The organism is Plesiocystis pacifica SIR-1, from assembly GCF_000170895.1.
Classification (GTDB): Bacteria; Myxococcota_A; Polyangia; order Nannocystales; family Nannocystaceae; genus Plesiocystis; species Plesiocystis pacifica.
On sequence record NZ_ABCS01000027.1, the window covers coordinates 27,136 to 51,714 of the forward strand.

Below are 24,579 nucleotides of genomic sequence, written 5' to 3' on the forward strand. Positions count from 1 at the left end.
ACCGGGGGCGTGCGCTATGCTGCGAGCGTGGCTTCCACGAGTTCGACGCGGAGCGCCTCCGCGCTCCTCCTGGGGGGCCTCGCCCTGGTCTGCGTCGGCGCCCTCGCCTGGTACGCCCTCGGGCGCCCCGCCGACGCGTCGGCGCTCGCCAAGGACACCGCGGCACCCAAAGCCTCGAGTCGAGACAGCTCGAGCGAGCCCCAGGCGCGCACGAGCGATCCCGCCGGATACGCGGGACTCGACGGCGCCGACGCGGCCGACTCCTCCCCTCCCCCGGCGCCCCAAAAGCCCGTCCGGGCCCTGAGCGCGCGGCAGCGCGAGCTCGCCGACGAGCTCGGCCGCCTGCTCGACAACGAAGAGTCGACCCGCGCCTTCGTCGAGCGCAACTTCGAACGCGGCGGCGTCCACGACTGGCTCGACGAGAGCCTCGAGTTCCTGCGCCCGCGGATCGGCGCGTGCGACCAGCCCGATCCCATCGTCGTCCAGGGCCCCCAGCGCGCGCGCCTCCTCTACCCCTGCGAGCGAGGCAGCGTCGAGGCCACGCTGATCCTCGAACAGGGCGGCGGCAAGCTCGAAGGCATCCTGTTCGGCGGCCGCGACATCGAGCCCAACCCCGCCGTCACCGAAGCCGCCCAGCTCGTCCTCGCGCTGATCATCCACTGGGACCGCGAGCGCTTCCTCGCCGGCTTCACCGAGGCCTTCGACGAAGGCGAGACCCGGGACTTCTTCGCCTCCGTCCGCGGCGAGCGAGGCCGCTGCGTCCTCGACGGCATCGACCTCGCCTCGGCCCAGGGGGCGCTGTGGTTCATCGAGTGCGACAGCGGGCCCGCCCTGCTCAAGGTCAGCCTGGACGACGATGATCGAATCCACACCTTGCTGATACGCGCGCGCCGCAAGGTCCGCCCCGGGCCGTGAGCGCGTCGAGCTCGGGGGACCAGAGAGCAGGGATCAGATCAGGGCGAAGCCGCACTTGTGGTCGAAGGCGGTGCACGCCTCGACCCGACCATGTCCACGCCACGCCCTCACCGCGCCCCCCTCCTGATCCTCGCCAGCGTCGGCCTGCTCGGCTGCGATCCGATCGTCATCGAGTGCGACGGCGTCAGCGATCAGACCCCGGAGATCCAAGCCGCCTTCGACGGCGCGGATCCGGGCTCGGTGATCACCTTCACCACCGACAAGGCCTGCCTCATCAGCGAGAGCATCGACGTCGAGAAGTCGCTGATCATCACCTCGGACCTCCAGAGCACCGACCGCGCCGAGCTCGTCCGCATCGACGACGGCGCGGCGCTGCCTCGCTACAAAGCCTGCGAGGGGAACGCAGACGGAGCCATCTTCAACGTGGTCGCCGACGACGTCAGCATCGCCAGGCTCCGCCTGACCGGCGCCGAGTATGGGCCCGTGGGCGCCCGCAACACCCACGGCATCTGGGCCGCGGGGCCGGACCAGGGACGCATCAAACACCTCACCGTCTCCGACGTCGAGATGAGCAAGTTCCGCGGCCGGGGCGTCAGCCTGGTCCGGGTCGACGACTTCGTCGTCGAGCACAGCGCCATCGAGGACGTAGGCTACGCCGGCATCGCCGTCGAGGACAGCAAGCGCGGCCGCATCCACGGCAACACCGTGCTCGACATCGGCAACCCGGACGTGTGCCAGCAGGCGCCCGAGTGCTCCCTCTGCGACAAGTGCGAGTGCCAGGAGACCACCCCCGGCCAGGCCAGCGTCTACGGCATCGTGGTCACCGGTTGCACGACCGAGACCAACTGCTCCGAGGACATCGTCATCTCGAGCAACACCGTGCGCGAGAACATCCACTGGGCGGGGATCATGAACCACGGCGCCCAGCGGGTCCTGATCGTCGACAACCTCGTGGAGGACGCCGAGATCCTCTACGCGAACACGGTCAGCGCCCCCGCCCAGGGCCACGAGCGCCAGGCCTCCCACGAGACCTGGTTCGTCAACAACGTCGGCGACGTCCTGCCCAAGTCCGCGGGCGGGCGCTACGACCCCCGCCTCTACGGCCTCGCCCAGTGGCTCGTCGGCACCAACGAGACCCTGACCACGGACCTCGGGGTGATCGGCAACATCTACCGAAATTCGGGCTTTCGCTTCAACCCCACGGACGATCACGTGCCCCTGTCGAGCGCGATCGTGTTCCCCGTCGACGACCTGACCTTCACCTACAACGAGTTCACGACCACGACCGAGCTCCCGAGGCAGGTCGTGCGCATGCTCGAGCACTTCCTCGAGCCCGCGGGCGTGCCCGTCAGCAACGCGACCTTCGCCCACAACCTGTTCTCCGACGCGACGAACGCCGCGGTCAAGAGCGAGTGTACCCCCGAGAACATCCTGGTCACGGACAACGTCACCGAGGCCGACACCCTCGCCAACATCACCCTCGGCGGGACCTGGACCTTCGACGCCAACTCGTTCGTGGCCCAGGAGGTCGTGGGAGCCTACGACGAGGCCATGCTCGCCGACCACGGCGCCCCCCCGGCCCCGACCCTCACGGCCGTCGCCACCACCCCGGGGACGGTCGAGCTGCGCTGGGACGGCTACCCGAGCACCACCACGACCGACCACGACAGCTTCTTCATCGCCGACTTCTTCGGCGGCGAGTTCCATCGCATCGCCCATCGCCCGGCCAACGACCCGCGCTGGAGCTTCGCGTCCTCGAACCCCCAGTACCAGGCCTTCGACACCCTCGGCTACGTCGCCGAGGACCTGCACCCCGGCGAGCACTGGTTCATGCTCCGGGCTCAAAACGGCAACGCCATGTCGGGCTGGTCCGTCGCTCAGGTGTTCGTGAACTGACCCGCTCCGCGCCCGGCTGGGCTAGCCTCCCCCCATGCGCGACCCCGATCGCATCCCCGAGCTGTGCGCCCTGCTCGAGCGAGCCTGGCGGCTGGATCCCGACATGCGCCTGGGCCAGCTGATCGTGTGCGCCATCTGCCCGAGCACCCCCTGCCCGCAGATTTTCCACCCTGAAGACAGCCACACCCAGCGGGGCCTCGAGCACTTCATCGCGAGGTGCGAGGGCAAGCTCCCCGCGGCCTACGCCCCCCGCCCCGATCCCGACACCTTCGCCCTGAGCTGGGCCGAGCGCGGCCCCGCCGTCGAGTCCACGGTGCGCCTCGAGAGCGCCCGCGAGGCCCAGTTCGACTGCACCGTCCCCGGCCCCCACGGAGCGCCCATCGCCAGCGCCGGTCACATCCTCGAGCTGCGCTACGTCGGCGAGTACCGCCCGGGCAGCCAGGGCAAACCCGACGCCGCGGCCATGCGCGCGGCCATGCTGCCCCACGTCCTCGAGACCTGCCCCGACGTGGTCCTGTTCGACTTCTCCGAGCTCGACTACAGCTGGGGCGACGGCATCCTCGGCCTGCTCCAGACCCTCGCCGAGCTCGACCGCGACGAGCCCATGCACGCCGTGGTGCTCGCGGGCGAGGGCAGCTGGCGGGGCCTCGACGGCCTGCTCGTGGGCGCGATGTTCCGCGACCGCCAGCACGCCGTGAACGAGGCCAAGCGCCTCGCCTACCAGCGCTGCGTGCAGGTGGGCTGAGCGTGCTAGCGTGATCCGGTGCGCGTGGTCCAGCGGCCAGTCCGAGCCGAGCTCGCCCCCTTCGTTCGCTCGATCTGGCTGTTCGAGGCCGAGCTCGCCCACGGCCGCGAGCACATCTTGCCCGCGGGCGCGAGCCAGCTCCTGGTCAACCTCGTCGACGACGAGCTTCGGGCCTGGCGCGGCGACGACCTGAGTCGGCTCGGGGCGGTCGAGGGCGCAGCGTTGACTGGGGTGACCGACGAGCCCTTCGCCATCGACACCGCCCAGCAGCGGCGCATCGCTGGCGTCGCCTTCCGCCCCGGCGGCGCGCGGATGTTCTTCGCGCTGCCCATGTCGGAGATCCGTGATCGGGACCTGAGCCTGAGCGCGCTGTGGGGCCCGGCGGGGACGCGGCTGCGCCTGCGCATGCTCGAGGCCTCCGACGACTCAACCCGTCTGGCGCTGCTCGAGGAGGCCCTGCTCGCGCACCTTCGGCCCGACCGAGACCGCGCCATGGAGCTCGCCGTCGCCGCCCTCGAGCGCGGCCAGAACGTGGGCAGCCTCGCCCGCGTCCTCGACTCAAAGGATGTGCCGCGATAGGTCGCGGTCCTCGAGCAAACCACCGATGCGCTCGCGGACGTAGCTGGCCGTGATCTGCACCGTCGCGTTGCCGACCTCCGAGGCCTCGAAGCTGAGCTCGTCGAGGACCTGCTCGAGCACGGTGTGCAGCCGGCGGGCGCCGATGTTCTCGAGCTGGTCGTTGGCCGTGGCGGCGACCTTGGCCAGCTCGGCGATGGCGTCCGCGCCAAACTCCACGGTCACGCCCTCGGTGCCGAGGAGCGCGGCGTACTGCTTGAGCAGGGAGTTGTCGGTGTCGCGGAGGATCTGCACGAACTCGGCCTCGCCGAGGCTGTCGAGCTCGACGCGGATCGGGAAGCGGCCCTGGAGCTCGGGGATGAGGTCGCTGACCTTGGCCATGTGGAAGGCCCCGGCGGCGATGAACAGCACGTGATCGCTGCGCACCGGGCCGTACTTGGTCGACACGGTGCTGCCCTCGACCAGTGGCAGCAGGTCGCGCTGGACCCCCTCGCGGGACACGTCGGCCCCGCGGGCGTTCTCGCGGGAGCAGATTTTGTCGATCTCGTCGAGGAAGACCACGCCGAGCTCTTCGGCTCGACGCACGGCCTCGCGCCGGACCTCGTCGCGGTCGACGAGCGAGCGCGCCTTTTGCTGGGCGAGGAGCTCCCGGGCCTCGGCCACGGTCGTCTTGGTCTTCTTGGTCCGCTTGCCCAGGCCGCCGAGGAGCTCGCCGAGCTGGTCGCTGAGCCCGTCCATGCCGCCTCCCGGGCTGCCGCCGCCCAGGCCGGGCCCCCCGAGGCCGCCGGGCAAGCCGGGCAGACCCTGGAGTCCGCCGCCCTCTTCCTCGATCTCCACCTCGACCTCGCGCAGGTCGAGCTTGCCCTCGGCCAGCAGCTTGCGCAGCTTGTCGCGGCTGGCCGAGTTCTTGGGCTTGGCCGAGGCCTTGGCCGCGTCATCGGGGCGCTGCGTGTAGCCGTGGTTGCCGTAGCCCGCCTCGCCCTTGCCGGAGCTGGTTCCGGTTCCGGGCGAAGGCGGGAGCAGGATGTCGAGGATGGCCTCGTCGGCCTCGGCCCGCGCGGCCTCCCACACGTCGCGCTCTTTCTCCTCGCGCACGAGCTTGGCCGCCATCTCGACCAGGTCGCGGATCACCGAGTCGACGTCGCGGCCGACGTAGCCGACCTCGGTGAACTTGCTGACCTCGATCTTGACGAAGGGCGCCCCGGTCAGCTTGGCCAGGCGCCGGGCGATCTCGGTCTTCCCGACCCCCGTGGGCCCGACCATGATGATGTTCTTGGGCGAGATTTCGTCGCGCAGGTCGCCCTCGACCTGCTGTCGCCGCCAGCGGTTGCGCAGCGCGATGGCCACGGCGCGCTTGGCCTTGTGCTGGCCGATGACGAAGCGGTCGAGCTCCTTGACGGCGCGCCGCGGGGTCAGCTCGCGGGCGTCGAAGGTCTTCGAGATGGGCGTGTCGCTCATGGGTTGGCCTCCAGCTCGAGCACGGTCGCGCTGTGGTTGGTGAACACGCAGATCTCCCCGGCGACCTGCAGCCCGGCCTCGACCAGGCCGCGGGCGTCCATCTCGCTGTGGCGCAGCAGGGCCCGGGCGGCCGCGAGGGCGTAGTTGCCCCCAGAGCCGATGGCGAGGATGCCGTCCTCGGCCTCGATCACGTCGCCGGTGCCCGAGAGCAGCAGCGAGCGGTCCTTGTCGGCGACGATCAGCAGGGCCTCGAGGCGACGGTAGCGACGATCGAGGCGCCAGTCCTTGGCCAGCTCGACGCAGGCCCGGGTGAAGTTGCCGCCCACGGCCTCGAGCTTGGCCTCGAGCAGCTCGCACAGGGTCAGGCCGTCGGCGGCCGAGCCCGCGAAGCCCGCCAGGATCTTGCCCCGCGCCAGCGCCCGCACCTTGCTCGCGCTGCCCTTGACGATGGTATTGCCCATGGACACCTGCCCGTCGGCGCCCAGGGCCACGCGGCCGTCGCGGCGCACGCACAGCACCGTGGTCGAGCGGATCACCGTTCCTGGTGCCAGGTCAGGCACCCCAGCGGGGTTCGACGGAGTCGGGGGGGAGCTCATGGCCGGCGAGTATAGAGCCCAGGCCGCGCTTGGGGTATGAGCTCCGGCGATGGTCGACGCGAACGCGCCCTCCGGTCCCGCGAAGCCTGCGCGCCTCGCCGTGCTCGCGTCCGGAGGCGGCAGCAACCTCCAGGCGCTGATCGACGCCCACGCCCGCGGCGACCTGGCCTGCCCCGTCAGCCTCGTGATCTCCAACAAGGCCTCCACCGGCGCCCTCGAGCGAGCGCGCCGCCACGGGATCCCCGCGCACCACGTCGGCCGGCGGACGGCCCCCGACCCCGACGGCCGCATCGTCGAGCTCCTCGCCGAGCACGACATCGACGTCGTCGTGCTCGCGGGTTGGCTCAAGCTCGTCGACGCCCGGATGCTCGAGGCCTTCCCCGATCGCGTGGTCAACATCCACCCTGGACCCCTGCCCCGCTTTGGCGGCAAGGGCATGTACGGGCACCACGTGCACGCGGCGGTGCTCGCGGCGGGCGCGTCCCACTCGGGCCCGACGGTGCACCTGGTCAACGCGCGCTACGACGAGGGTCCAATCCTCGCCCACGTCGAGGTCCCCGTCGTCGACGGAGACACGCCCGAGACCCTCGCCGAGCGGGTCCTGCGCGCCGAACACCAGCTGTTTTGGCGGGTGATCCAGGACCACTTCGGCTCTTGACCCAGGTACCTCGCAGGTGGGGTGCGTACCGGCGTGATCGATCCGCCTCGGCGGTGTGACACCCACCTTGGATGGGCGCGCGCAGCCACAGCCATCGAGACAGTTTCGCCGAAGGATTCGACCGTCGGCGGACATCCATGCAGTCGGAGCTCTGCGCGGCCCTGGAGCCTGCTTTCACCCCCAACTTCGCGTTGGGTCCCGCTCTTCGCTTTCCAATTGAGGTTATGCCACCATGACCGCTGCCATGTCCTCGTCCAAGCTTCGCTCGATCCTTGGTCCGCTCTCGCTCCTGCTCCTGACGCAGGTCAGCTGCGGACGCACGGACGGCGTCCTGATCCTCGACCCCAACGCCAGCGACGGCGACACCTGGACCTACGAGGAGACCAACGACGACGAGGCCACGACCATCGCCGACGACACCACGGAGGACGAGACCGACGACTGGCAGACCGGCGACTGGGGCGACGAGGCCCCGGACACCTGGGGCGAGGACACGGACTCGGTCGACTGGGGTGACGAGAGCGACTCCTTCGACTGGGGCGAGGAGACGGAGTCCGTCGACTGGGGCGAGGAGACCGACACCTTCACGGACACGACCGATACGACGACGGACACCACCGACACGTCGACGGATACGACCGACACCACGGACACGACCGATACGACGGACACGACCGACACCACGGACACGACCGATACGACGGACACGACCGATACGACGGACACGACCGACACGACCGACACGACCGACACGACCGACACGACCGACACCACGGATACGACGGACACGACCGACACCACCACCGACACGACGACGGACACCACGTCGACGACGACGAGTAGCGGCGGCACCTGCTCGGAGGCTTCAGAGTGCCTCGTGGACTGCGGCAACTTTGGCAACGCGTGCGTGGACGCGTGCACCACGGACCTCGGCGACGACGAGTCCGACGCCCTCTTCGACCTGCAGATCTGCGCGATTCAGAGCTGCTTTTTCCTCGGCGAGTGCTCCCTCGATGACTTCAACACGCCCGAGTGCCTCGCGTGCCGCTTCCTCGTCAACGAGGACCCAGGCGGCTTCGGCTGCGCCGACGAGGGTGCCGCCTGCGGCATCTGAAGCGACTTCCCCCAACAAAGAAAGGACGCCCTGCTCGCGCGGGGCGTCCTTTCTCGTGGGTCCGGTGACCTACTCCGAGCAGGGCTCGGCCTTGGGCGCGAGGCCGCACAGCTCGTCGAGCACGGCCTGGGTCGCGGGCTCGCCTTCGAGGCCCGCGGCGACCCGCGCTTCGACCACGGCCCCGAGGGTATTGGCCGTGCGCCAGCTGCCCTGCGCGAGAGCCTCGGCGTCCTCGAGGGCCGCGTCGAGGCGACCGTCGGCGAGGTAAGCCCGGACGCGGTCGGCCCGGGCGTCGCCGTTGGGACGCAGGGCGAAGTTGGCCTCGGCCAGCTCCACGGCCCGCGCCGAGGGGCCAAAGTCGATGTAGTGGCCGAGGGCGTGACCCACGGCCAAATCGGGGTGCGCGGCGAGCTGGGCCTCGTAGGCCGCGGCGGCCTGCTCGATCCACGGCTGGGCGTCGGCCGGGTCGCCGTGCTCGAGGTGCAAGCTGGCCACGGCGTCCATGAACTCCGGGCTCTGGGTCCGATCGATGACGTCGAGGTAGAGACCCAGGGCCTCCTCGGTCCGACCCAGCCGCACCCAGACCTCGGCGATGTGCTCCTCGACGAGGTAGTAGCCCGAGAGCTCGGCGTTGGCGGCCATGAAGTCCGCGAGCGCGGCCTCGTCGTCGTCGCGCTCGAGGTCGAGGATGCCCAGCTGCAGGTGCGCCCACGCCCGCACGCTCGCGTCGGGGCCGTGGTAACGCGCGAGGCTCTCGAGGTAGCCGGCCTCGGCGCTGGCGTAGTCGCCCCCGCGCCAGCGCACCTGGGCCAGGCGCGACATGGTCGTCGGCGAGGCGTAGGTGGCCTCGGCCTGGCTGATCAGCTCCAGGGCTTGCTCGACGTCCCCGCCCTGCAGGCGCAGGTCTCCGCGCAGGCCGTGGATCGCCGCCCAGGTCGGGTCGTCGATGAGGATGCGCTCTTCGGCCTGGTCGAGGGCTGCCTCGGCGGCCGCGAAGCGGTGCAGGGAGAAGTCGACGCCCGCCTGGCTCAGGAACGGCCCGGCGCCCTCCCCTGCCCTGGCGAAGGCCTCGGCCAGGGCCGCCTCCGCGGCCGTGTAGTCCTCGACCTCGCCGGTCAAGCGCCCGCGCCGGGCGTGCGCGTTGGCGAGGCGCTCGAGCACCATGTAGCTGTTGGGCTTGGCCTCGGCCTCGGCCTCCAGCGCCTCGATCTGCTGGTCGAGGTCGGCGAGCAGCTCGTCGTGGCGCGCGGCCCCCTCGGGCAGGGAGTAGGCCCCGGGCTCGAGGGCGCTGGGCGGCGCGTCGCTGGAGCCGGGCGCGGGGCTGCACGCCATCGCCGACAGGGCGAGGGGGAGCGCGAGGAAGGGAGCGTGGGCGGGCTTGGTCATGGCGTTCGGCAAGGGTCGAGGGGAAAAGTCAGGGGGCCCGGCCGCGCGCGGCCGGGCCTCGGGGAGCCCTCAGTTGGGGTCCGCGAGATAGGGGAAGTCGCTCTGGAAGGGCACGTCGTTGGCCTCCGGGTTGAGCACCCCGACGAGCGTGGTCAGCTCGTGCACGTTGAGGTCGAGGAGCACCACGGCGAGGGTCACGTCCATGACGGGGTCCTCGAGGCCGCGCCCGTTGGGGAAGCCCGCGGCCGCCTCGAGGTCGAGGGTGAGGGTGTCCGGGATGACCAGCGGTCCGGCCTGGGCCACGCAGTCGGCGGCCACGCATGGGGTCAGGCTGAAGCCGAGCAGGTCATCGTCGAGGGCGACGTGGAGCGCCGTCACGTTGGCGATGATCTCGTCGACGTAGTCGCCGTTGATGTCCGACTCGGGGTTGTCGGCGTTGTACTCGTCCTTCGAGGTGATCACCGCGGTGTTGACCGCCGGCATGCCCATGCGGTCGACCTGCGCGTACTCCGAGGGGTCGTTGTCGGCGAAGGAGAAGGGGTCCTCGCCGGTCGTGGTCTCCTCCTCGCTCGTCGTGTCCTCCTCGGAGGTCGTGTCCTCCTCGCTCGTCGTGTCCTCCGAGGTCTCCTCGGTCGTGTCGTCGGTGGTGTCGTCGGTCTCGCCGATCTCGTCGTCGCCGGTGCCGTCGTCGCTGGGGCAGCCGGTCACGACGAGGGCGAGGGCGAGGGCGAAGCTCGTGCCGAGCAGGCGGGTCATCTTGGTGCTTTCGATGGTCATGGTCGCAGTCCCGTGGGTGTCGTCGGCGCTCACAGGCGCGAGCTCGTGGCCCAGATGTCGATCACCGAGCTCCCGTCGCCCACGGCGAGGGCGTCGGTCTCGATGACGATGGAGGTGACGTTGGTCCCGGCGAAGCTGTCGTTCATCGGGTTGAACATCACGGTCCCCGTGTCGAGGGTGGCCAAGAAGCCGTCGAAGTCGAAGAAGAAGGGATCCTCGCGCAGGCCCGCGTAGACCATGGAGCCGCCGGGGCTGGTCAGGACCTCCTCGACGGGGCCGGAGAAGGCCTCCTCGCCGGGCAGGCCGATGACCTGCACGCCCCAGTCGCCGCCGCCGTTTTGGCCGAAGCGGACCCAAAAGTCGTGGTCCGAGACGCCGTCCTCGTCGCGGTCGACGTGGATCCCGTAGAGCAGCTCGCCGTCGTAGGTGGCGCTCCCGCCCGCGCCGGTCAGACCGGCGAAGTTGAGGGCCAGGACCAGGTTCCCGCCGCCGTCGTGCCAGGCGTAGAAGTCCGAGATGTCCGCGGCCGGATCGGCGGAGGCGCTCGGCGAGTCGGTGTGGTCGGCACCGGTGGCGGTGCCGGGAACGAAGGACACCGCCAGCATGACGGCGCCCAAGCCAAGGAGGGGCGTGATGGTTCGTTTCATGGTCATCCTGTTCCGCGTCGTCGCGGTCGACACGTCTACGAAGCTCGCGCGCAGGCGGATCACCGGAGAGTTAAAAAAATCGACGTGCCCGCGCGCCGGTGCCCGGCCGTGGTCAGAGGGACAGCCCCGAGGCTCGGAAACGACCCCTCCCCCACCCCGAGCCCGGTGCCAATTTGGATCCCGAGTGATCCATGTGCCCAAGCGACACGTAGCTCCAGAGGTGCTCGTCCTCGCACACTCGCGCCCCTGCTCCATGGTGGTGTCCAGCACACGGCAACGATCCGGGCTCGCCCGCCTCGTGCTAGCGTGGCCGACCTCTCCCATGGACGACGCGACCTTGCTCGAGGCCATCGGCCAGCGCCGGGACACATCGGCCTTCGAGGAGCTGTGCCGGCGCTACGCGACCAAGCTGCGCCGCTACGTCGCCGGCCGCGGGGTGGGCGACGCCGAGTCGATCGTGCAAGAGGTGATGCTCGTGGTCTGGCGCCGGGCCGACCGCTTCGACCCCGGCCGCGCGAGCGTGGCGACCTGGCTCTACACCATCGCCCGCAACCGAGCGACGGACGCCCTGCGCAAGCGCGGTCGGCCCGTGCCCGACCCCCGCGACCCGGCCTTCGTCGTCACCCAGGCCCGCACGCCAGACCCTGCGCCCGACGCCGCGACTGCCCGCCACCAACAAATCGCCGCGATTCGCTACGCGATGACCCACCTGCCCGCCGAGCAGCGCGCGCTCTTGAACCGCGTCTATATTGATGGTCAGACCATCGCCGAAGCCGCCCGCGCCATGAACGTGCCCCTGGGCACCGCCAAGTCCCGACTGCGCCTGGCCCTCGCCAGCGTGCGCACCCAGCTCTCCGTCAGCCATGGCTGAGTACCACCTGCCCGATGCGATCCTGCTCGAGTACGCGACCGGCGTCGCGGACCCCGGGCACGCCTTGATCGCGGCTTGTCACCTGACCCTGTGCCCGCGCTGCCGGGCGCGGGTGGCCGAGCTCGAGGCCTTCGGCGCGGCCTTGGTGCTCGGCGACGACGAGGGGGCCCCCGCCGACCCCAGCCCCGACGCGTTCGCCGACCGGCTGCTCGCCGAGGTCTTCGACACCAGCAGCGCGGCGCAGCTCGACGCCGCGAGCGAGGCCCTCGGCTCCGACCTTGACCTCGTCGAGCCCGCCCTCGCCCTCGAGCCCCCGGAGCAGCGCCCCCGCGAGGGCGTGTTCCCCTGGCCCCTCCAGCGGGTCATCGGCCCCTTCGAGGACATCCCCTGGCGGACTCCCCTGCCCGGCCTCCAGACCTTCGACTTTCAGCTCCCCGGCGCGACCACGATCACCCGCATGACCCGGGCCCGGGCTGGCATGAAGGTCGCGCGCCACGACCACCGCGGCCTCGAGCTCGACCTCATCCTCGCGGGCGGCCTCCACGACCGCACCCGCGGCGGCGAGTTCGAGCGCGGCGACATCCAGAGCGCGAGCGAGGGCGTCACCCACTCCCTCGAGATCCTGCCCGGCGAGCCGTGCCTGATCCTGAGCGTCAACGAGGGCAACTTCGTCCCCGACGGCCTGGTCTCGCGCCTCCTCTACCGCTACCTCGGCTGGAGCTGAGTTTCTGCTTTGCCCCCACAGGCATTTGAGGACCGGGGGCGCTTCGTCGCTGTCCGCTCCTCCGCTTTGCTTGGTGGGCAATCGAGTTCGTGCCTATGAGAGGGCATCGGGTCGCCCCCGCAAGCGGGGGCGTGGACCGACCCTCTGAGTCGAAGACTGGCTCCCGCTAGCCTTTGGCGTCTTCCCAGTTGGCCCCAGCGCCGCCCTCGACGAGCAGCGGCACGTCGAGGCTCGCCGACTTCTCCATGGCCGGCTTGACCAGCCCGATGAGCTCCTGAACCTTGTCGGTCTCGCACTCGAAGATCAGCTCATCGTGGACGGTGAGCAGCATGCGGGCCCACGGCTTGTCGTCGAGCAGGCGCTCGACCTCGACCATGGCGATCTTGAGGATGTCAGCGGCGCTGCCCTGGATGGGCGTGTTGCGGGCGATGCGTTCGCCGTAGCTGCGGGCCACGGCGCCGCGCCGGCGCAGCTCGGGGATGCGTCGGCGCCGACCGAAGATGGTCTCGGCGAAGCCGGTGTCCTTGGCGGTGTCGATGAGCGCGTTCATGTAGCTCGACACCCCGGGGATTTTTTTGAAGTAGGCCTTGATGTACTTGCCCGCCCGGCCCTGGGGGATGCCCAGCTGGCGGGCCAGGCCAAAGGCGCTCTGGCCGTAGATGACGCCAAAGTTAACGGCCTTGGCGACCCGACGCTGCTCCGAGGTGACCTCGGCCTCGGGGACCTCGAAGACCTCGGCGGCGGTGCGCCGGTGGACGTCGGCCCCGTCGGTGAAGGCCTTGACCAGGTTGGGGTCCTTGGACAGGTGGGCGAGGACCCGCAGCTCGATCTGCGAGTAGTCGAGGGTGACCAGCTGCATGCCCTCGGGGGCGACGAAGCCGCGGCGGATGCGTCGGCCCTGCTCCGTGCGGATCGGGATGTTCTGGAGGTTGGGCTCGCGGCTCGACAATCGCCCGGTCGCGGCCACGGCCTGGCGAAAGTGGGTGTGCAGCCGGCCCGTGTTTGGGTTGACCAGCTTGGGCAGGGTGTCGAGGTAGGTGTTCTTGAGCTTGGCCAGGCTGCGGTAGTCGAGGATGACCTTGACGATGGGGTCGAGCAGGCTGAGCTCCTCGAGGGTCTGGGCGTCGGTGCTGTAGCCGGTCTTGGTCTTCTTCTTGGCCGGCAAGCCGCGCTCTTCGAACAGCAATTTGCCGAGCTGCTTGGGCGAGTTGGGGTCGACGGCGTAGCCCGCTTCTTCTTGCAGGGTCGACTTGAGCGCGTCGATCTGCCCGCCGAGCTCGTCGTTTTGGCGCTGCAGCTCGGCCTCGTCCAGGAGCACGCCGCGGCGCTCGAGCCGAGCCAGGACCCGCGCCAGGGGCAGCTCGACCTCGGCGTAGAGCTTTTGGGTCTGCTCCCCGGCGGCCTTGGCCGCCGCCACCATGTGCGGCCCCAAGGTCGCGGCCAACCCGGCGCGCTCGCCCGCCCACGGGCCCGCGACGGCCACGGCCACCTGGTCGAAGCCGACGCGCTTTTTGCCCTTGCCGACGATCGACTCCCGGTCCCCGACCAGGCGCCCGCCGATGTCCTTGGCCAGGCCCTCGAGGTTGTGGTCCGAGCGGGCCGGGTCGAGGGTGTAGGAGGCCAGCAGGGTGTCGCCGACGACGTTGCGGACCTCGACGTTCAGATCGGCCCGGGACAGCACGACCTGCTGATCCTTGAGGGCGTGGGTGTACTTGGGCAGCTTGGCGTCGCTCAGCAGCGGGCCGACCTTGGCCAGGACCTCGCTGGGCTTCCACTGCTGGACCGCGCCGTCGCTGAGGCTGCGGTGCGCCATGGGCAGGTAGATGGGCGCGCGCTCGAGGGCGCCGGGGGCCTCGGCCTTGGCCTTGGGGATGGCCAGGGCCAGGCCGATGGGGTCGGCGCGCAGCGGGTCGTCGCCGGACAGCTCCAGCTCGAAGGCCAGGCCCTCGGCCGCCCGCGCCTGGGCCAGGAAGGCGTCGAGGGTGGCCACGCCCGCCTCGTCGGCGTTGAGCACCTCGACCGCCTCCCGATCGACCTCGAGCTCCTTGATCTTGGCGATGGTCTCGACCAGGGTCCGCGGCGCCACGCGGCGCGAGCCCCCGCCCGCGCGCACGGCCCCCGTCAGCGTCGCTTTGAACCCCAGGGGCGTGAAGAAGGCCTCCATGGTCGCCCGCTTCGGCCCCTTGTCCGCCACGTCCTCGATGGGCCGAGGCAGGTCGTAGTCGGTGCGCAGCGCGACGAGCTTGCGGCTCATGCGGGCGTCCTCGGCGTAGGTCTCGAGGTTCTCGCGCCGCTTCTTTTGCTTGATCTTATCGGTGTTGCTGAGGATGCCCTCGAGGTCCCCGTAGGTCTCGAGCAGGCTCGTGGCGGTCTTGGGCCCGATGCCCTTGACCCCCGGGATGTTGTCGGAGCTGTCCCCGGCCAGGGCCAGCAGGTCGCCGAGCTTCTCGGGCCCGACCCCGAACTTGGCCACGACCTCCGCCGGCCCGACCCGGCGGTTCTTCATCGTGTCCCACAGCCGCACGCTGCCCTCGCGGACGTCGTCGGGCCCGGCCACGAGCTGCATCAGGTCCTTGTCGCTCGACACGATGACGACCTCGAGCTTGGCCTCGACCCCGGCCTGGACGTAGCGGGCGATGAGGTCGTCGGCCTCGTAGCGCGGGTCCTCGAGCCACGGGATGCTCAGCGCGTCGGTGGCCTCGCGGACCAGGGGGATCTGGGGCTGAAGGTCCTCCGGCGGCGGCGGTCGGTTGGCCTTGTACTCGGCGTAGAGCTCGCGCCGCCAGCCCTTGGAGCCCGAGGCGTCGAACACCGCGAGCAGGTGCTGGGGGGCGAACTCCTTGCGGATCGCCTGGACCATGCGCACGTAGCCGTGGACGGCGTTGACCGGCCGCCCGTCGGGCGCCGTCAGCATGGGCAGGGCGTGGTAGGCCCGGAACAGGAAGTTGTTGGCGTCGACGAGGAACAAGCTCCCCGCCCCACCTCGAGGTCGGCCGCTCATCGCCGACTTGTACCATCTTGCCCTCGCAGGCGCCTTGGGCCGGGGTCGCTCCGTCAGCTCGCCCGCGATGCCAAGCTCTCGGTGAACGACGCGAAGCCCTGACGCGGCGATGCTCGGGCCGGGTCACCGCCCGCGCCTTTGCACCCGCCGCGGGGGCGGCTCACACAGCGCACGAAGTGCCTCGGGAGTTCGCACCCAAACGCAGAGCCGGCGCATGCGGGAACGCCGCATGCTAGCGTTTGCCGGCGGGTCGCGCAGGTCCGCGGAGGAGACGATACGTGGCACACCTGATCCGTGGACACCGCTGGCCGAGCAACCGCATCGCCTACGACTTCACCAAGAAGCTCGAAGGCAACGCCAAGATCGTAAACAGGATCGATGACGCGATCGAGATCCTCGAGCGCGACACGATCGCTCGCTTTGAGCGGCGCTCGACGTCGAAGAGCTCGCTGCTCTTCGACGAGTGGGATCGAGGCTTTTGCCAGAGCCCCGTGGGCCACCAGGGCAAGCGTCAGAAGATCCTGATCAGCGAGAAGGGCTGCACCACCGCCACGGTCGTCCACGAGATCGGTCACTCGATCGGCCTGTGGCACGAGCAGCAGCGCCGCGACCGGGACGACTTCGTCACCCTCCACGAGGATCGCATCGCCTCGGGCCAAAAGCACAACTTCGCCACGAAGAAGGCCAAGCACAGCGAGCACTATGGCGTCTACGACCACGGCTCGCTGATGCACTACAAGTGCGGGACCTTTGCCAAGTCCTGGACGCGAAACTGGACGACGGGCTGGAGCTCGCTGCGTACCTTCAGCGTCGGCGGCCAGCTCTACCTGCTGATGGTCAAGGCCCGGGGCTACAGCGGCTCGGGGCACAACGTCCACATCCACCGCATCAACGGGGACGGGACGATCGGCGCCGCCGTCCGCCGCTACCGCTGGAGCGAGGGCTGGACCAGCGTCGAGCCCTTCGTGGTCGGCGGCAAGCCCTTCCTGTTCCTGCTCAAGAAGCAGGGCCGCTCCGACTCGGGCTACAGCGTGCACATCCACCGGCTCGAGGGCGGCGGCAAGATCGGCGCGCGCGTGGCCGGCTACGGCTGGACCGGCGGCTGGACGAGCGCCCGCTTCTTCCGCTCTGGCAGCAAGGTGTTCCTGATCCTCGTCAAGGCCCGGGGCCAGAGCGGGGCCGGGCAAAACTTCCACGTCCACCGCATGACGGGCCAGGGCAAGGTCGGCGACAAGGTCGCTGGCTACGACTGGAGCGAGGGCTGGACCACGGTCGAGACCTTCGTGGCCGGGGGCAAGCCCTACCTCCTTTTGCTCAAGAAAAAGGGCTACTCCAACGACGGCAAGAACGCGATCGTCCACCGCCTCGGGTCCGACGGCAAGATCGGCGCGCGCAGCTGGACGGCGCGCTGGACCGAGGGCTGGACCGCGGCCCACTTCTACGCGGGGCGCATGCTCTTGCTGCGCTCGAGCGGCAAGAGCGCCTCTGGCCACAGGGTCCACGTTCACGGGGTCAACGGCAACGGCACGATCGGCGGGAAGCGCTGGGGCGACAGCTGGAGCGCCGGCTGGACCCACGCGCTCCACTACAGCCGCGGCGGGACCGATCACATGCTGATCGCCAAGCAGCGCGAGGGGAAGTTCCAGCTGCGCGTCGTGGAGAACGGGGAGCCCCGCGAGGCGCTCAAGCTCGAGCCCGTGATGGAGTCCAAGAACCCTGAGGGGGCGACCCTCGGCGGCAACGCGCTCTCAACGACCGATCGCCGCGCGATCAACTACGCGCTCGGCCGCAACGTGACGATCCACCGGGTGAACGGCAACGGGACGGTCGGCCACTGGGTCCGGGACTACCGCTGGACGGAGGGCTGGACGAGCCTCGCCACCTACGAGGTCGGCGGCAAGCCTTACCTGCTCATGCTCAAGCGCAGCGGCGAGAGCAACTCGGGCAACAACGTCCACGTCCACGAGCTGATGACCAGCGGCAGCGTCGGGCGGCGGGTCTACGACGCGAAGTGGACCGAAGGCTGGACCACGGCCCGAGGGTTCGAGGTCGGGGGCAAGCCTTACCTGCTCTTGATGCGCAGCAAGGGGCTGAGCGGCTCGGGCAACAACGTCCACGTCCACGAGCTGAAGGCCAACGGCGCGGTCGGCCGCCGCGTCGCCGGGGAGCGCTGGACCTCCGGCTGGACCTCGGCGGCCTTTTTCGAGGCTGGCGGCAAGACCTACCTGTTCGCGCTCAAGCGCAGCGGCACGAGCAACTCGAACCACAACGCGATCGTCCACCGCATGAACCCGAACGGCTCGATCGGCCCTCGCGTCGACGCCCGCGACTGGACCAACGGCTGGTCGACGATCGAGACCTTCGTCGCGGGGGGCAAGCCCTACCTCTTCATGCTCAAGAAGCAGGGGACGAGCGGCTCGGGCCACAACGTGATCGTCCACCGCCTCGGGACGACGGGGAAGATCGGCGCGCGGGCTTTCCAGGACCGCTGGACGGAGGGCTGGACCAGCGCCTGCTTCTACGAGATGCAAAAGAAGACCTACGTGATGCTGTTGCGCTCGCGGGGGACGGGGAACGACGGCAACAACATGCACCTGCACAAGGTCAACGCGAGCGGCTCGATCGGGGGGATGATCGACAGCCGGCGGTGGTCGAGCGGGTGGACGGGGGTCGTCAGCTGGGTGCGCGGCGAGGCGCGCTCCTTGCTGCTCTTGAAGGCGAAGGGGCGCTGAACTAGTACCGCGTGTCCGAAGTCCGTGCCGGGTTTGGGGTGGAGCTGGGACCCGAGGGCACGAAGCCGCGACGACGCTGTGGTGGACCCCACTGCGAGGAGCGGCGACACAGCCATTCGGGTTCCAGTGCCGCTCCAAACCCGGCACGGACTTCGGACACGTGGTACTAGCGACCCGAGCCAGGGCCTCAGCTGCCCTCGCCAACGATGGCCAGGGTCTCGTAGGGCATCTCGATCTGAGCGTCGCGCAGGGCCTCGAACAGCCGCTCTCGCAGCTCCAGGCGCGCTTGGGTGTGGGTCCGCTCATCGTCGAGCCACACGCGCAGCTCCATGGCGACGTTGTAGTCGTTGAGCTCGGTGACGACGACCACGGGCTCGGGCGCGTCGAGGTAGCGCACGTCATCGGCGACGACCCCGAGGGCGAGCGCGCGGGCCCGGCCGATGTCCTCGGTGACGCCGATGGTGAACGGGATGTCGAGGCGGAGGTTGGGGAAATTCGTGTACGAGGCGATGACCGTGTTGACGATCTGGCTGTTGGGGATCGCCAGCATCCGCCCGTCGACGGTCACGACCCGCGTCGAACGCATCGTGATGTTCTGGACCTTCCCGTAGGCGCCGTCGATCTCGACCAGGTCCGAGATCACGAACGGACGATCCCAGAAGATGAACAGGCCGGAGATGATGTTCGACAAGGTGTCGCGGGCTGCGAAGCCGATCGTCAGCCCGACCACCCCCAGGCTCGTCAACAAGGAGGCCGTGTCGACCCCGAGCTGGGCGAGGGAGGTCACGACCCCAATGGTCAGCACCACGTACTGGAGCACGGTGAGGATGAAGGTCTGGGCGGTCTCGTCGAGCTTGGACTGGGAGAGGACCGTCGAGGTCCCGCGGCGCAACAACCTCCACCCCAGCCACGCCACGATCAGCGTCACGCCAGCGACGACGAGGTCTGGGAGGAGGTCGTCGACGAGGTAGGCGGCGATGCGGGTGGGTGAGAAGAGCTCGATGAGTCGCTGGAGGATCTGTTGCATGGCTCAGTCGTGCTGCGAGGGCTCGGGCTCGAGGTCCGGGTCCACCGGCGACGAGCGCGAGGCCGAGGCGCTCGAGATCGTCGACCAGCCCCCGGTGTTGCGCTTGCGTTCTCGGGTGGGCTTGCTGCGCTCGAACTTGCCCGAGCGCCGGCGCAGGTAGAGGAACACGGTCTGGAACACGCTGGCCACGGGGATGGCGAGCACGGCCCCGAGCAGGCCGCCGACGTCCAGGCCCGCGAGCAGGGCGAAGATCAACACCACCGGGTGAATGTTGGACGCGATGCCGATGATCTTGGGGTTGAGGTAGTTGGTCTCGAGCAGGTGGATGCCGACGAGCCAGCCGAGCACGGCCGCGGACTTGCCGAAGGCCAGGCCCGCCTCGAGGCCCAGGTCCCCCGAGAGCAGGGCCACGCCCATGACCGGGATCGTCGCAATCAGGATGCCGGCGACGGGGATGATGCTCAGCATCGCCGCGACCATGGCCAGCAAAAGGCTGTAGTGCACGCCGAAGATCAGCAGGCCGATGTAGGTCAGCGTCCCGTTGATCACGCAGATCAGGATCTGCCCCCGGGCCACCCCGGCCATGCCCTCGTCGATGCCCGCGGCCAGGTCCTCGAACTCGCCGAGGTAGACCTCGGGGACCAGGGAGCGGGTGAAGCGACCGATGCGCTGGGTGTCGACCAGCACGAAGGCGGCGATCAGGAAGGCGAGGATGAAGTCGGCGAGGAAATTGGCGACGCCGGAGATGAAGCCGCGGACGCCGGCGGCGGCCAGGTCCGTGAGCTCGTCGCCCTTGCTGGCCACGATCTCGCGGATGATGTCGGACAGGCTGTCCTGCTTGGGCGGATCGGCCTCGATCACCCATCCCCCGCCCTGCTCGCGGACCTCGAGGTGGGCCTCGCTCAGGTCGACGCGGAAGCTGCCGTCGGCGCGCGGCTCGACCACGACCTCGCTGAGCCCGGGGTCACGGCTCGCCCCCGCAGCGGCCCCGACCTCTTGGGCCACGTCGTCCGCCGTGCTGCCCGGGAGCAGGCCCGGGAAGGTGCGCTCGAACCACTCGCTGGCCTTGGGCAGCCACTCCTCGTTGAAGGTCGCCACGGCCTCGGGGGTCGAGTCGCGCAGGGCCGAGAGATCGGTGACCACTCGGGGCAACAGGCCGCCGAAGAAGCCGGCGAGCATGGCGAAGAGCACCAGGTAGACCACCCCGACCGCGCCGAAGCGGCCGATCGCCGGGGCCAGGCGCCGAACCACGGGCTCGAGCATGTAGGCGATCAGCGCGCCGAACACGAAGGGCAGCACCACCCCGTGGAAGAGCGCGAGGATGAGCAGGAGGAACAGCGCGAAGCCCCACAGCTTCGAGAACTCGCGGACGGTGGCCAGCAAGCCCTCGCGGGGGGCCTCCTCGGCCTCCGCCTCGCCCTCTTCGGGTCGGTCCGTGTCGGATCCGCTCACCGGCGGAGAGTATCAACTAGGCCGCGAGCACGCCGACGCTCGTGCTGGGGTCGTCGGGGTCGTGAAACACTCGGATCGGCGCGCCGACCTCGAGCTTGGCGATCAACAGGGAGTCGCGGCTATAGGCGTAGCCGCTGTGACGGGTCCCCTCGACCGCGTACTCGTAGTCGACGTAGGTGCCCGTCTGGCCGGTATTGGCCCCGGTGACCTCGCCCTGGACCTCGACGCCGGAGGTGTAGAGATTGCGCGCGCGTCGACGGCCGCCATACAGGGTGTAGAGCACCGTAGCGACCATCAGCGCGGGCCCCGCCGCCAGGCTCGCCATTCCCACGCTCCCGCCCACCATGGCCCCGATCACCCCCAAGGTCATGAACGCGATCGCCGGGATCATCGCCCGGTTGAGCTCGTGCGGATGGGAGGTCCGGATGGCGAGCTCCTTCGAGACCTGCGGCGTGAGCTCCCGGCCGCCGGTGGGCGCGAGGGTCCCCGGCCCGGCGGGCGCGACCTTGGCCAGCGCGGCCCCGGGCTTGCTGCCTCCCACGGGGACCAAGCTGCGCCCGCCGTCCTCGCTGTCGAGGATCTCGAGGGCCTGCGCCGCCGACTGGGGCCGCGCCGTGGGGTCGACGCGGGTGAGCCCCAAGAGCAGCTCGCGGACGGAGGCGGGCAGCTGCTCGAGGCTCGCGGCCTCGATCTGCATGCTCGCGTCGAGCAGCGACTGGGGGTGGCGGTGGCTGAAGGCGTGGGCCAAGGTCGCGCCGAGGCCGTAGAGGTCGGAGCGCGCGTCGGCCCGGCCCAGGGACTGCTCCGGGGCCATGTAGCCCGGCGTCCCGAGCACGGTCATCCCGCCGGTGATCCCGGGCACGGCGAGGTCTCGGACCGCGCCAAAGTCGACGAGCACCGGCTCCCCCGAGCCGCGCAGCACGATGTTGTCGGGCTTGATGTCGCGGTGGATGACCGGCGGCAAGAGCCCGTGCAGGTAGCTCAAGATGGCGAGCAGCGCCCGGCACAGCGCCTCGGCCTCGTCGCCCGTCCAGCGCCGGCCTGCCTCGATCTCCGCGCCGAGGGTCGGGCCGAAGACGCGCTCGCTGACGATGTAGAAGTGGACGCCGCCTTCGGCCTCGCGCTCGGCCTCGAAGGCCTCGATGAAGCGCGGGATCCCGGCATGCGCGAGGGCGCCGAGGACCTTGGCCTCGCGCTCGAACTGCTCGACGGGCTTCCAATTGGGCACCTCCCGGAGCAGCAGCTCCTTGATGACCACCGGCTCCCCGGTCTCGCGCAGCGTCGCGGCGTGGGTCTTGCCAAAGCCCCCCTCGCCGAGGAGCTCGCCCAACTCATAACGCTCGAGGGCAGACACTTCGTCCTCCACCTCCCTACCCCACGTCCACGACTCAGTCGCTCCCGGCGGCGATCGCCGAGTCCCACGCGCCACAGTTGCCGCAGCGGAAGGTGAAGCGCTCCATCTTCGTGCCGCAGCGCCGACACAGCAGGCTGGAAGGCTGGGCCTGACGCATGGCGGACTCTCGGGCGAGCTCCCGCTGACCCCGGGACAGGCGCAGGCGGACCAGGCTCAGCTGGGCGGCGGGGCTGCGCTCGGCGACGCGGTCGAGGGCCGCGGCGGCCTGGTCCGGGTGCTGGCGGGCGACCTTCTCGGCCAGCGCGACGACCAGCAGGGGCTCCCGGGCGATGCGCAAGCTCGACAGCATGCGCTCCATCAGGTCGCCGTGGCGCCGGTTCTCGCTCGCCCACTCCCACGCCTCGGGCACGATCGAGCGGGCGCCGGCGGGGCTGAGCTCCCAGGCGCGCTGCCACGACTCGAGGGCCTCCCCGGGGTCGCCCAGGGCCGACTCGACCCGGGCGCGCACGGCCCAGCAGTGGCCGCTGTCCGGGGCCAGGTCCACGGCCCGCTCGGCGAGCTTGCGGGCCTTCTTGTCGACGCCGTCCTCGAGGGCCTCGCTGGCCTGGCCGGCCACGGCGTGGCCCCGGCCGACGCGGGCGTCGAGGGCCCGGCGCCCCTCGACCTGCTTCTCGAGCCGCTCCCAGGCGGCCGCGGCTCGCTCCCAGGCCCCCGCGCGCTCGAGGGCGCGCGCCAGGGTCTCGAGGGTCGCGACGCTGCGCGGGGCCAGGCTCACGGCCCGGACCAGGGCGCCGACGGCCGCGCGCTCGTTGTTCTCGGCGAGCAGGTCCCGGCCCAGGCCGACCAGCGCCGCCACGCGCTGCTCCGCCGGCAGGTCCGCCGAGGCGAGCACGGTGCGGTGCACGGCCTTGGCCCGCTCGATGCGGCCGCGCCGACGATCGAGGGCGGCCAGGGCCAGGAACACCGTCGGATCCCCGGGCTCGGTCTCGCAGATCCGCTCGAGCTCCTGGGCGACGTTCTCCCGGTCGCCCTCGGCGAGCTCGTAGAGCACGCGCTTGCGCCGGGCGAGGTGCTCGACGGCCGCCCGCTGCGGGGCCACGTACCACCAGCCCACGCCAAAGCCGACGAGCAGGCAGACCAGGGCGATGATCACGAAGCTCACGCGGGCGCCCCCGGCTCATCGTCGGACTTCTCGCCTGGCGGGCCGAAGCGCTGCTGGCCGTTGGCCGCGCTGTTGGGCCCGACCCGCGGCCGCCACACCCCCGCTTGGGTGTCGAGGGTGGTCAGCTCCGCCCCGCTCTCCCCCAGCATCCGCTCGCGGCGCATCTTCTCCGTCATCACCTTCTTGGCCCGACTCTCGAGCCGGGCCTCGGCCGCGAGGATCTCGTCCTCCTCCTGCTGGCGCAGGGGCAAGGTGCGCAGCTCGAGGATCTCGCGCTCGAGCTCCCGGCGGCGGCGCTGGTCGATGGCCTGCGAGCGGACCCGAAAGGGCGCCGCGACCAGCAGGGCCAGGAGCAAGCTCGCGCAGCCTCCCCAGCCCGCCATCACCAGGGCGACGTTCATCTCGACCCGCTTGCGGACCAACGGATCGACGAAGTCGAAGCGTGGCACCAAGAGCACGACCTCGACCCAGGCCCGGTTCTCCTGGAGCACGAGCGAGAACCAGATCAGCCCGAGGGTGAACAGGATGAGGCTGACGCCCACGTATGCCTTGCCGAGGACGGTCACGATTTCGGCGCGGACCATAGCATGGGCAAGACCGAGCACGGCTTGCTCCCGACCTCACGCGGATCCGTGCGAGCCCCTGCACACCCCGCCAGGGACGTTGTATTCTCCGCTCATGCTCTGGTCCCCTTCCCCCCGAGGCTCCTCCCTCGCCCTGGCCCTGGCCTTCGCCTTCACCGGCGGCCTCGTGGTCGGCTGCACCACCACCGACGGAAAGAGTGAAGTCGACAAGGAGCTCGAGAAGGCGCGGGCGGAGGCCGGCAAGCGCAAGGCCGCGGAGTGCTACCCCTCCAGCAAGGAGCCCTGCTACTTCCTCGCGGACGGCAAGGTCGGGCCCGAGGGCACCGCCGGCCGCGGCATCTGCAAGGAGGGCCTCCGGGTCTGCGACGAGGGCGGCTTTTGGGGGGCCTGCGACGGCGCCGTGCTCCCGGCCGCCGAGCTGTGCAACAAGATCGACGACGACTGCAACGGCCGCGTCGACGACGGCTTCGAGCGCGACGGGACCAAGTGCTTCGCCGGCGAGGGCGAGTGCCGCGCCGAGGGCACCTACTCGTGCAGCCCCGACGGCAGCCAGTCGGTGTGCAGCGCCACCGCCAAGCAGCCCTCCCCCGAGGTCTGCGACGGCCGCGACAACGACTGCGACGGCACCATCGACGACGGCGACGTCGAGGGCACCGGCGACAGCTGCAAGACGGGCCAGTCCGGCATGTGTTCCGAGGGCGTCAAGCAGTGCGTCGCTGGGGCCATCAAGTGCATGCCCAGGCACACCCGCACCGTCGAGATCTGCGACAACAAGCAGGACGAGGACTGCGACGGCAAGGTCGACGAAGAGGGCTGCATCTCCGAGGAAGAGGCCCGCCAAGCTGGCGTGCTGAAGTAGGCGCCTCCCCTGCTGCTCTCGACCCGCGCAGGCGCTCTCGGGCGC

The 24,579-nt window shown here is 70.4% G+C and carries 21 protein-coding genes; 10 read left to right on the plus strand and 11 right to left on the minus strand.

Annotation, left to right across the window (positions count from 1 at the left end; genetic code table 11):
- The first annotated feature begins 27 nt into the window (after positions 1–27).
- From PPSIR1_RS15860 to PPSIR1_RS15875, 4 genes are all read left to right on the plus strand, one after another.
- Complete coding sequence (locus PPSIR1_RS15860) at positions 28–915, plus strand: hypothetical protein (RefSeq protein ID WP_045116096.1); 888 nt, start codon at positions 28–30, stop codon at positions 913–915.
- Positions 916–1,005: 90 nt separating this feature from the next.
- Positions 1,006–2,811 (plus strand): right-handed parallel beta-helix repeat-containing protein, encoded by a 1,806-nt coding sequence (locus PPSIR1_RS15865; protein WP_006972103.1) that lies wholly within the window; start codon positions 1,006–1,008, stop codon positions 2,809–2,811.
- Positions 2,812–2,845: 34 nt separating this feature from the next.
- Positions 2,846–3,556, plus strand: a complete 711-nt coding sequence (locus tag PPSIR1_RS42860; RefSeq protein WP_006972104.1) for a hypothetical protein — start codon at positions 2,846–2,848, stop codon at positions 3,554–3,556.
- Between the two features lie 24 nt (positions 3,557–3,580).
- Entirely contained in the window at positions 3,581–4,135 is a 555-nt protein-coding gene (locus tag PPSIR1_RS15875) for a DUF6597 domain-containing transcriptional factor (RefSeq protein ID WP_157595609.1), read from the plus strand.
- On the opposite strand, the gene hslU is transcribed toward PPSIR1_RS15875, so the two are convergent.
- Together hslU and hslV are read right to left on the minus strand one after the other, a co-directional pair.
- On the minus strand, positions 4,115–5,590 hold the full coding sequence (gene hslU, locus PPSIR1_RS15880; RefSeq protein WP_006972106.1) for an ATP-dependent protease ATPase subunit HslU: 1,476 nt from the start codon (positions 5,588–5,590) through the stop codon (positions 4,115–4,117). The genes PPSIR1_RS15875 and hslU overlap by 21 nt on opposite strands.
- The gene (gene hslV, locus PPSIR1_RS15885) at positions 5,587–6,186 is read right to left on the minus strand and encodes an ATP-dependent protease subunit HslV (RefSeq protein WP_086001371.1); all 600 of its coding nucleotides are present in this window, start codon (positions 6,184–6,186) and stop codon (positions 5,587–5,589) included. Before hslV ends, hslU begins: the two co-directional genes overlap by 4 nt.
- Before the next feature lie 49 nt (positions 6,187–6,235).
- Here hslV and purN point away from each other — a divergent pair, with 49 nt between their 5' ends.
- Both purN and PPSIR1_RS49325 read left to right on the plus strand, forming a co-directional pair.
- On the plus strand, positions 6,236–6,844 hold the full coding sequence (gene purN, locus PPSIR1_RS15890; RefSeq protein ID WP_006972108.1) for a phosphoribosylglycinamide formyltransferase: 609 nt from the start codon (positions 6,236–6,238) through the stop codon (positions 6,842–6,844).
- Positions 6,845–7,076: 232 nt separating this feature from the next.
- Positions 7,077–7,958 (plus strand): hypothetical protein, encoded by an 882-nt coding sequence (locus tag PPSIR1_RS49325; protein ID WP_006972109.1) that lies wholly within the window; start codon positions 7,077–7,079, stop codon positions 7,956–7,958.
- 69 nt (positions 7,959–8,027) lie between these two features.
- Here the strand turns inward: PPSIR1_RS49325 and PPSIR1_RS15900 are convergent, their stop codons facing one another.
- From PPSIR1_RS15900 to PPSIR1_RS49330, 3 genes are all read right to left on the minus strand, one after another.
- Complete coding sequence (locus PPSIR1_RS15900) at positions 8,028–9,344, minus strand: tetratricopeptide repeat protein (protein WP_045116098.1); 1,317 nt, start codon at positions 9,342–9,344, stop codon at positions 8,028–8,030.
- A 69-nt stretch (positions 9,345–9,413) separates the two neighbouring features.
- A complete protein-coding gene (locus PPSIR1_RS42865; protein ID WP_157595610.1) occupies positions 9,414–10,121 on the minus strand; it encodes a DUF4331 family protein in 708 nt (235 codons plus the stop codon).
- A 29-nt stretch (positions 10,122–10,150) separates the two neighbouring features.
- Entirely contained in the window at positions 10,151–10,768 is a 618-nt protein-coding gene (locus PPSIR1_RS49330; protein ID WP_198154521.1) for a DUF4331 family protein, read from the minus strand.
- A 322-nt stretch (positions 10,769–11,090) separates the two neighbouring features.
- On the opposite strand from PPSIR1_RS49330, the gene PPSIR1_RS47880 reads away from it, so the two are divergent.
- Both PPSIR1_RS47880 and PPSIR1_RS42875 read left to right on the plus strand, forming a co-directional pair.
- A complete protein-coding gene (locus PPSIR1_RS47880; protein WP_006972113.1) occupies positions 11,091–11,639 on the plus strand; it encodes a sigma-70 family RNA polymerase sigma factor in 549 nt (182 codons plus the stop codon).
- The gene (locus PPSIR1_RS42875; protein WP_006972114.1) at positions 11,632–12,363 is read left to right on the plus strand and encodes a cupin domain-containing protein; all 732 of its coding nucleotides are present in this window, start codon (positions 11,632–11,634) and stop codon (positions 12,361–12,363) included. Before PPSIR1_RS47880 ends, PPSIR1_RS42875 begins: the two co-directional genes overlap by 8 nt.
- A gap of 166 nt (positions 12,364–12,529) precedes the next feature.
- Here the strand turns inward: PPSIR1_RS42875 and polA are convergent, their stop codons facing one another.
- Positions 12,530–15,364, minus strand: coding sequence for a DNA polymerase I (gene polA / locus PPSIR1_RS15930; protein ID WP_045116100.1), 2,835 nt, complete (start codon positions 15,362–15,364; stop codon positions 12,530–12,532).
- Between the two features lie 278 nt (positions 15,365–15,642).
- Between polA and PPSIR1_RS42880 the strand changes: the two genes are divergently transcribed.
- Positions 15,643–18,096 (plus strand): M12 family metallopeptidase, encoded by a 2,454-nt coding sequence (locus PPSIR1_RS42880; RefSeq protein ID WP_006972116.1) that lies wholly within the window; start codon positions 15,643–15,645, stop codon positions 18,094–18,096.
- A gap of 187 nt (positions 18,097–18,283) precedes the next feature.
- Here PPSIR1_RS42880 and PPSIR1_RS15940 read toward each other — a convergent pair whose 3' ends face one another.
- Genes PPSIR1_RS15940 through PPSIR1_RS49335 form a run of 5 tightly spaced genes read right to left on the minus strand, consistent with a single transcriptional unit; the run spans position 18,284 to position 23,657 of the window.
- Entirely contained in the window at positions 18,284–19,123 is an 840-nt protein-coding gene (locus PPSIR1_RS15940) for a mechanosensitive ion channel family protein (RefSeq protein WP_006972117.1), read from the minus strand.
- A gap of 3 nt (positions 19,124–19,126) precedes the next feature.
- Positions 19,127–20,575: an AI-2E family transporter gene (locus PPSIR1_RS15945; RefSeq protein ID WP_006972118.1), complete on the minus strand. Its 1,449-nt coding sequence runs from the start codon at positions 20,573–20,575 to the stop codon at positions 19,127–19,129.
- 16 nt (positions 20,576–20,591) lie between these two features.
- Positions 20,592–21,905, minus strand: coding sequence for a protein kinase domain-containing protein (locus PPSIR1_RS42885; protein ID WP_006972119.1), 1,314 nt, complete (start codon positions 21,903–21,905; stop codon positions 20,592–20,594).
- Positions 21,906–21,963: 58 nt separating this feature from the next.
- The gene (locus tag PPSIR1_RS15955; protein ID WP_006972120.1) at positions 21,964–23,091 is read right to left on the minus strand and encodes a tetratricopeptide repeat protein; all 1,128 of its coding nucleotides are present in this window, start codon (positions 23,089–23,091) and stop codon (positions 21,964–21,966) included.
- Positions 23,088–23,657: a hypothetical protein gene (locus PPSIR1_RS49335; protein ID WP_198154522.1), complete on the minus strand. Its 570-nt coding sequence runs from the start codon at positions 23,655–23,657 to the stop codon at positions 23,088–23,090. The genes PPSIR1_RS15955 and PPSIR1_RS49335 overlap by 4 nt, the downstream gene beginning before the upstream one ends.
- 112 nt (positions 23,658–23,769) lie before the next feature.
- On the opposite strand from PPSIR1_RS49335, the gene PPSIR1_RS15965 reads away from it, so the two are divergent.
- Entirely contained in the window at positions 23,770–24,534 is a 765-nt protein-coding gene (locus PPSIR1_RS15965; RefSeq protein ID WP_006972122.1) for a MopE-related protein, read from the plus strand.
- Positions 24,535–24,579: the final 45 nt, after the last annotated feature.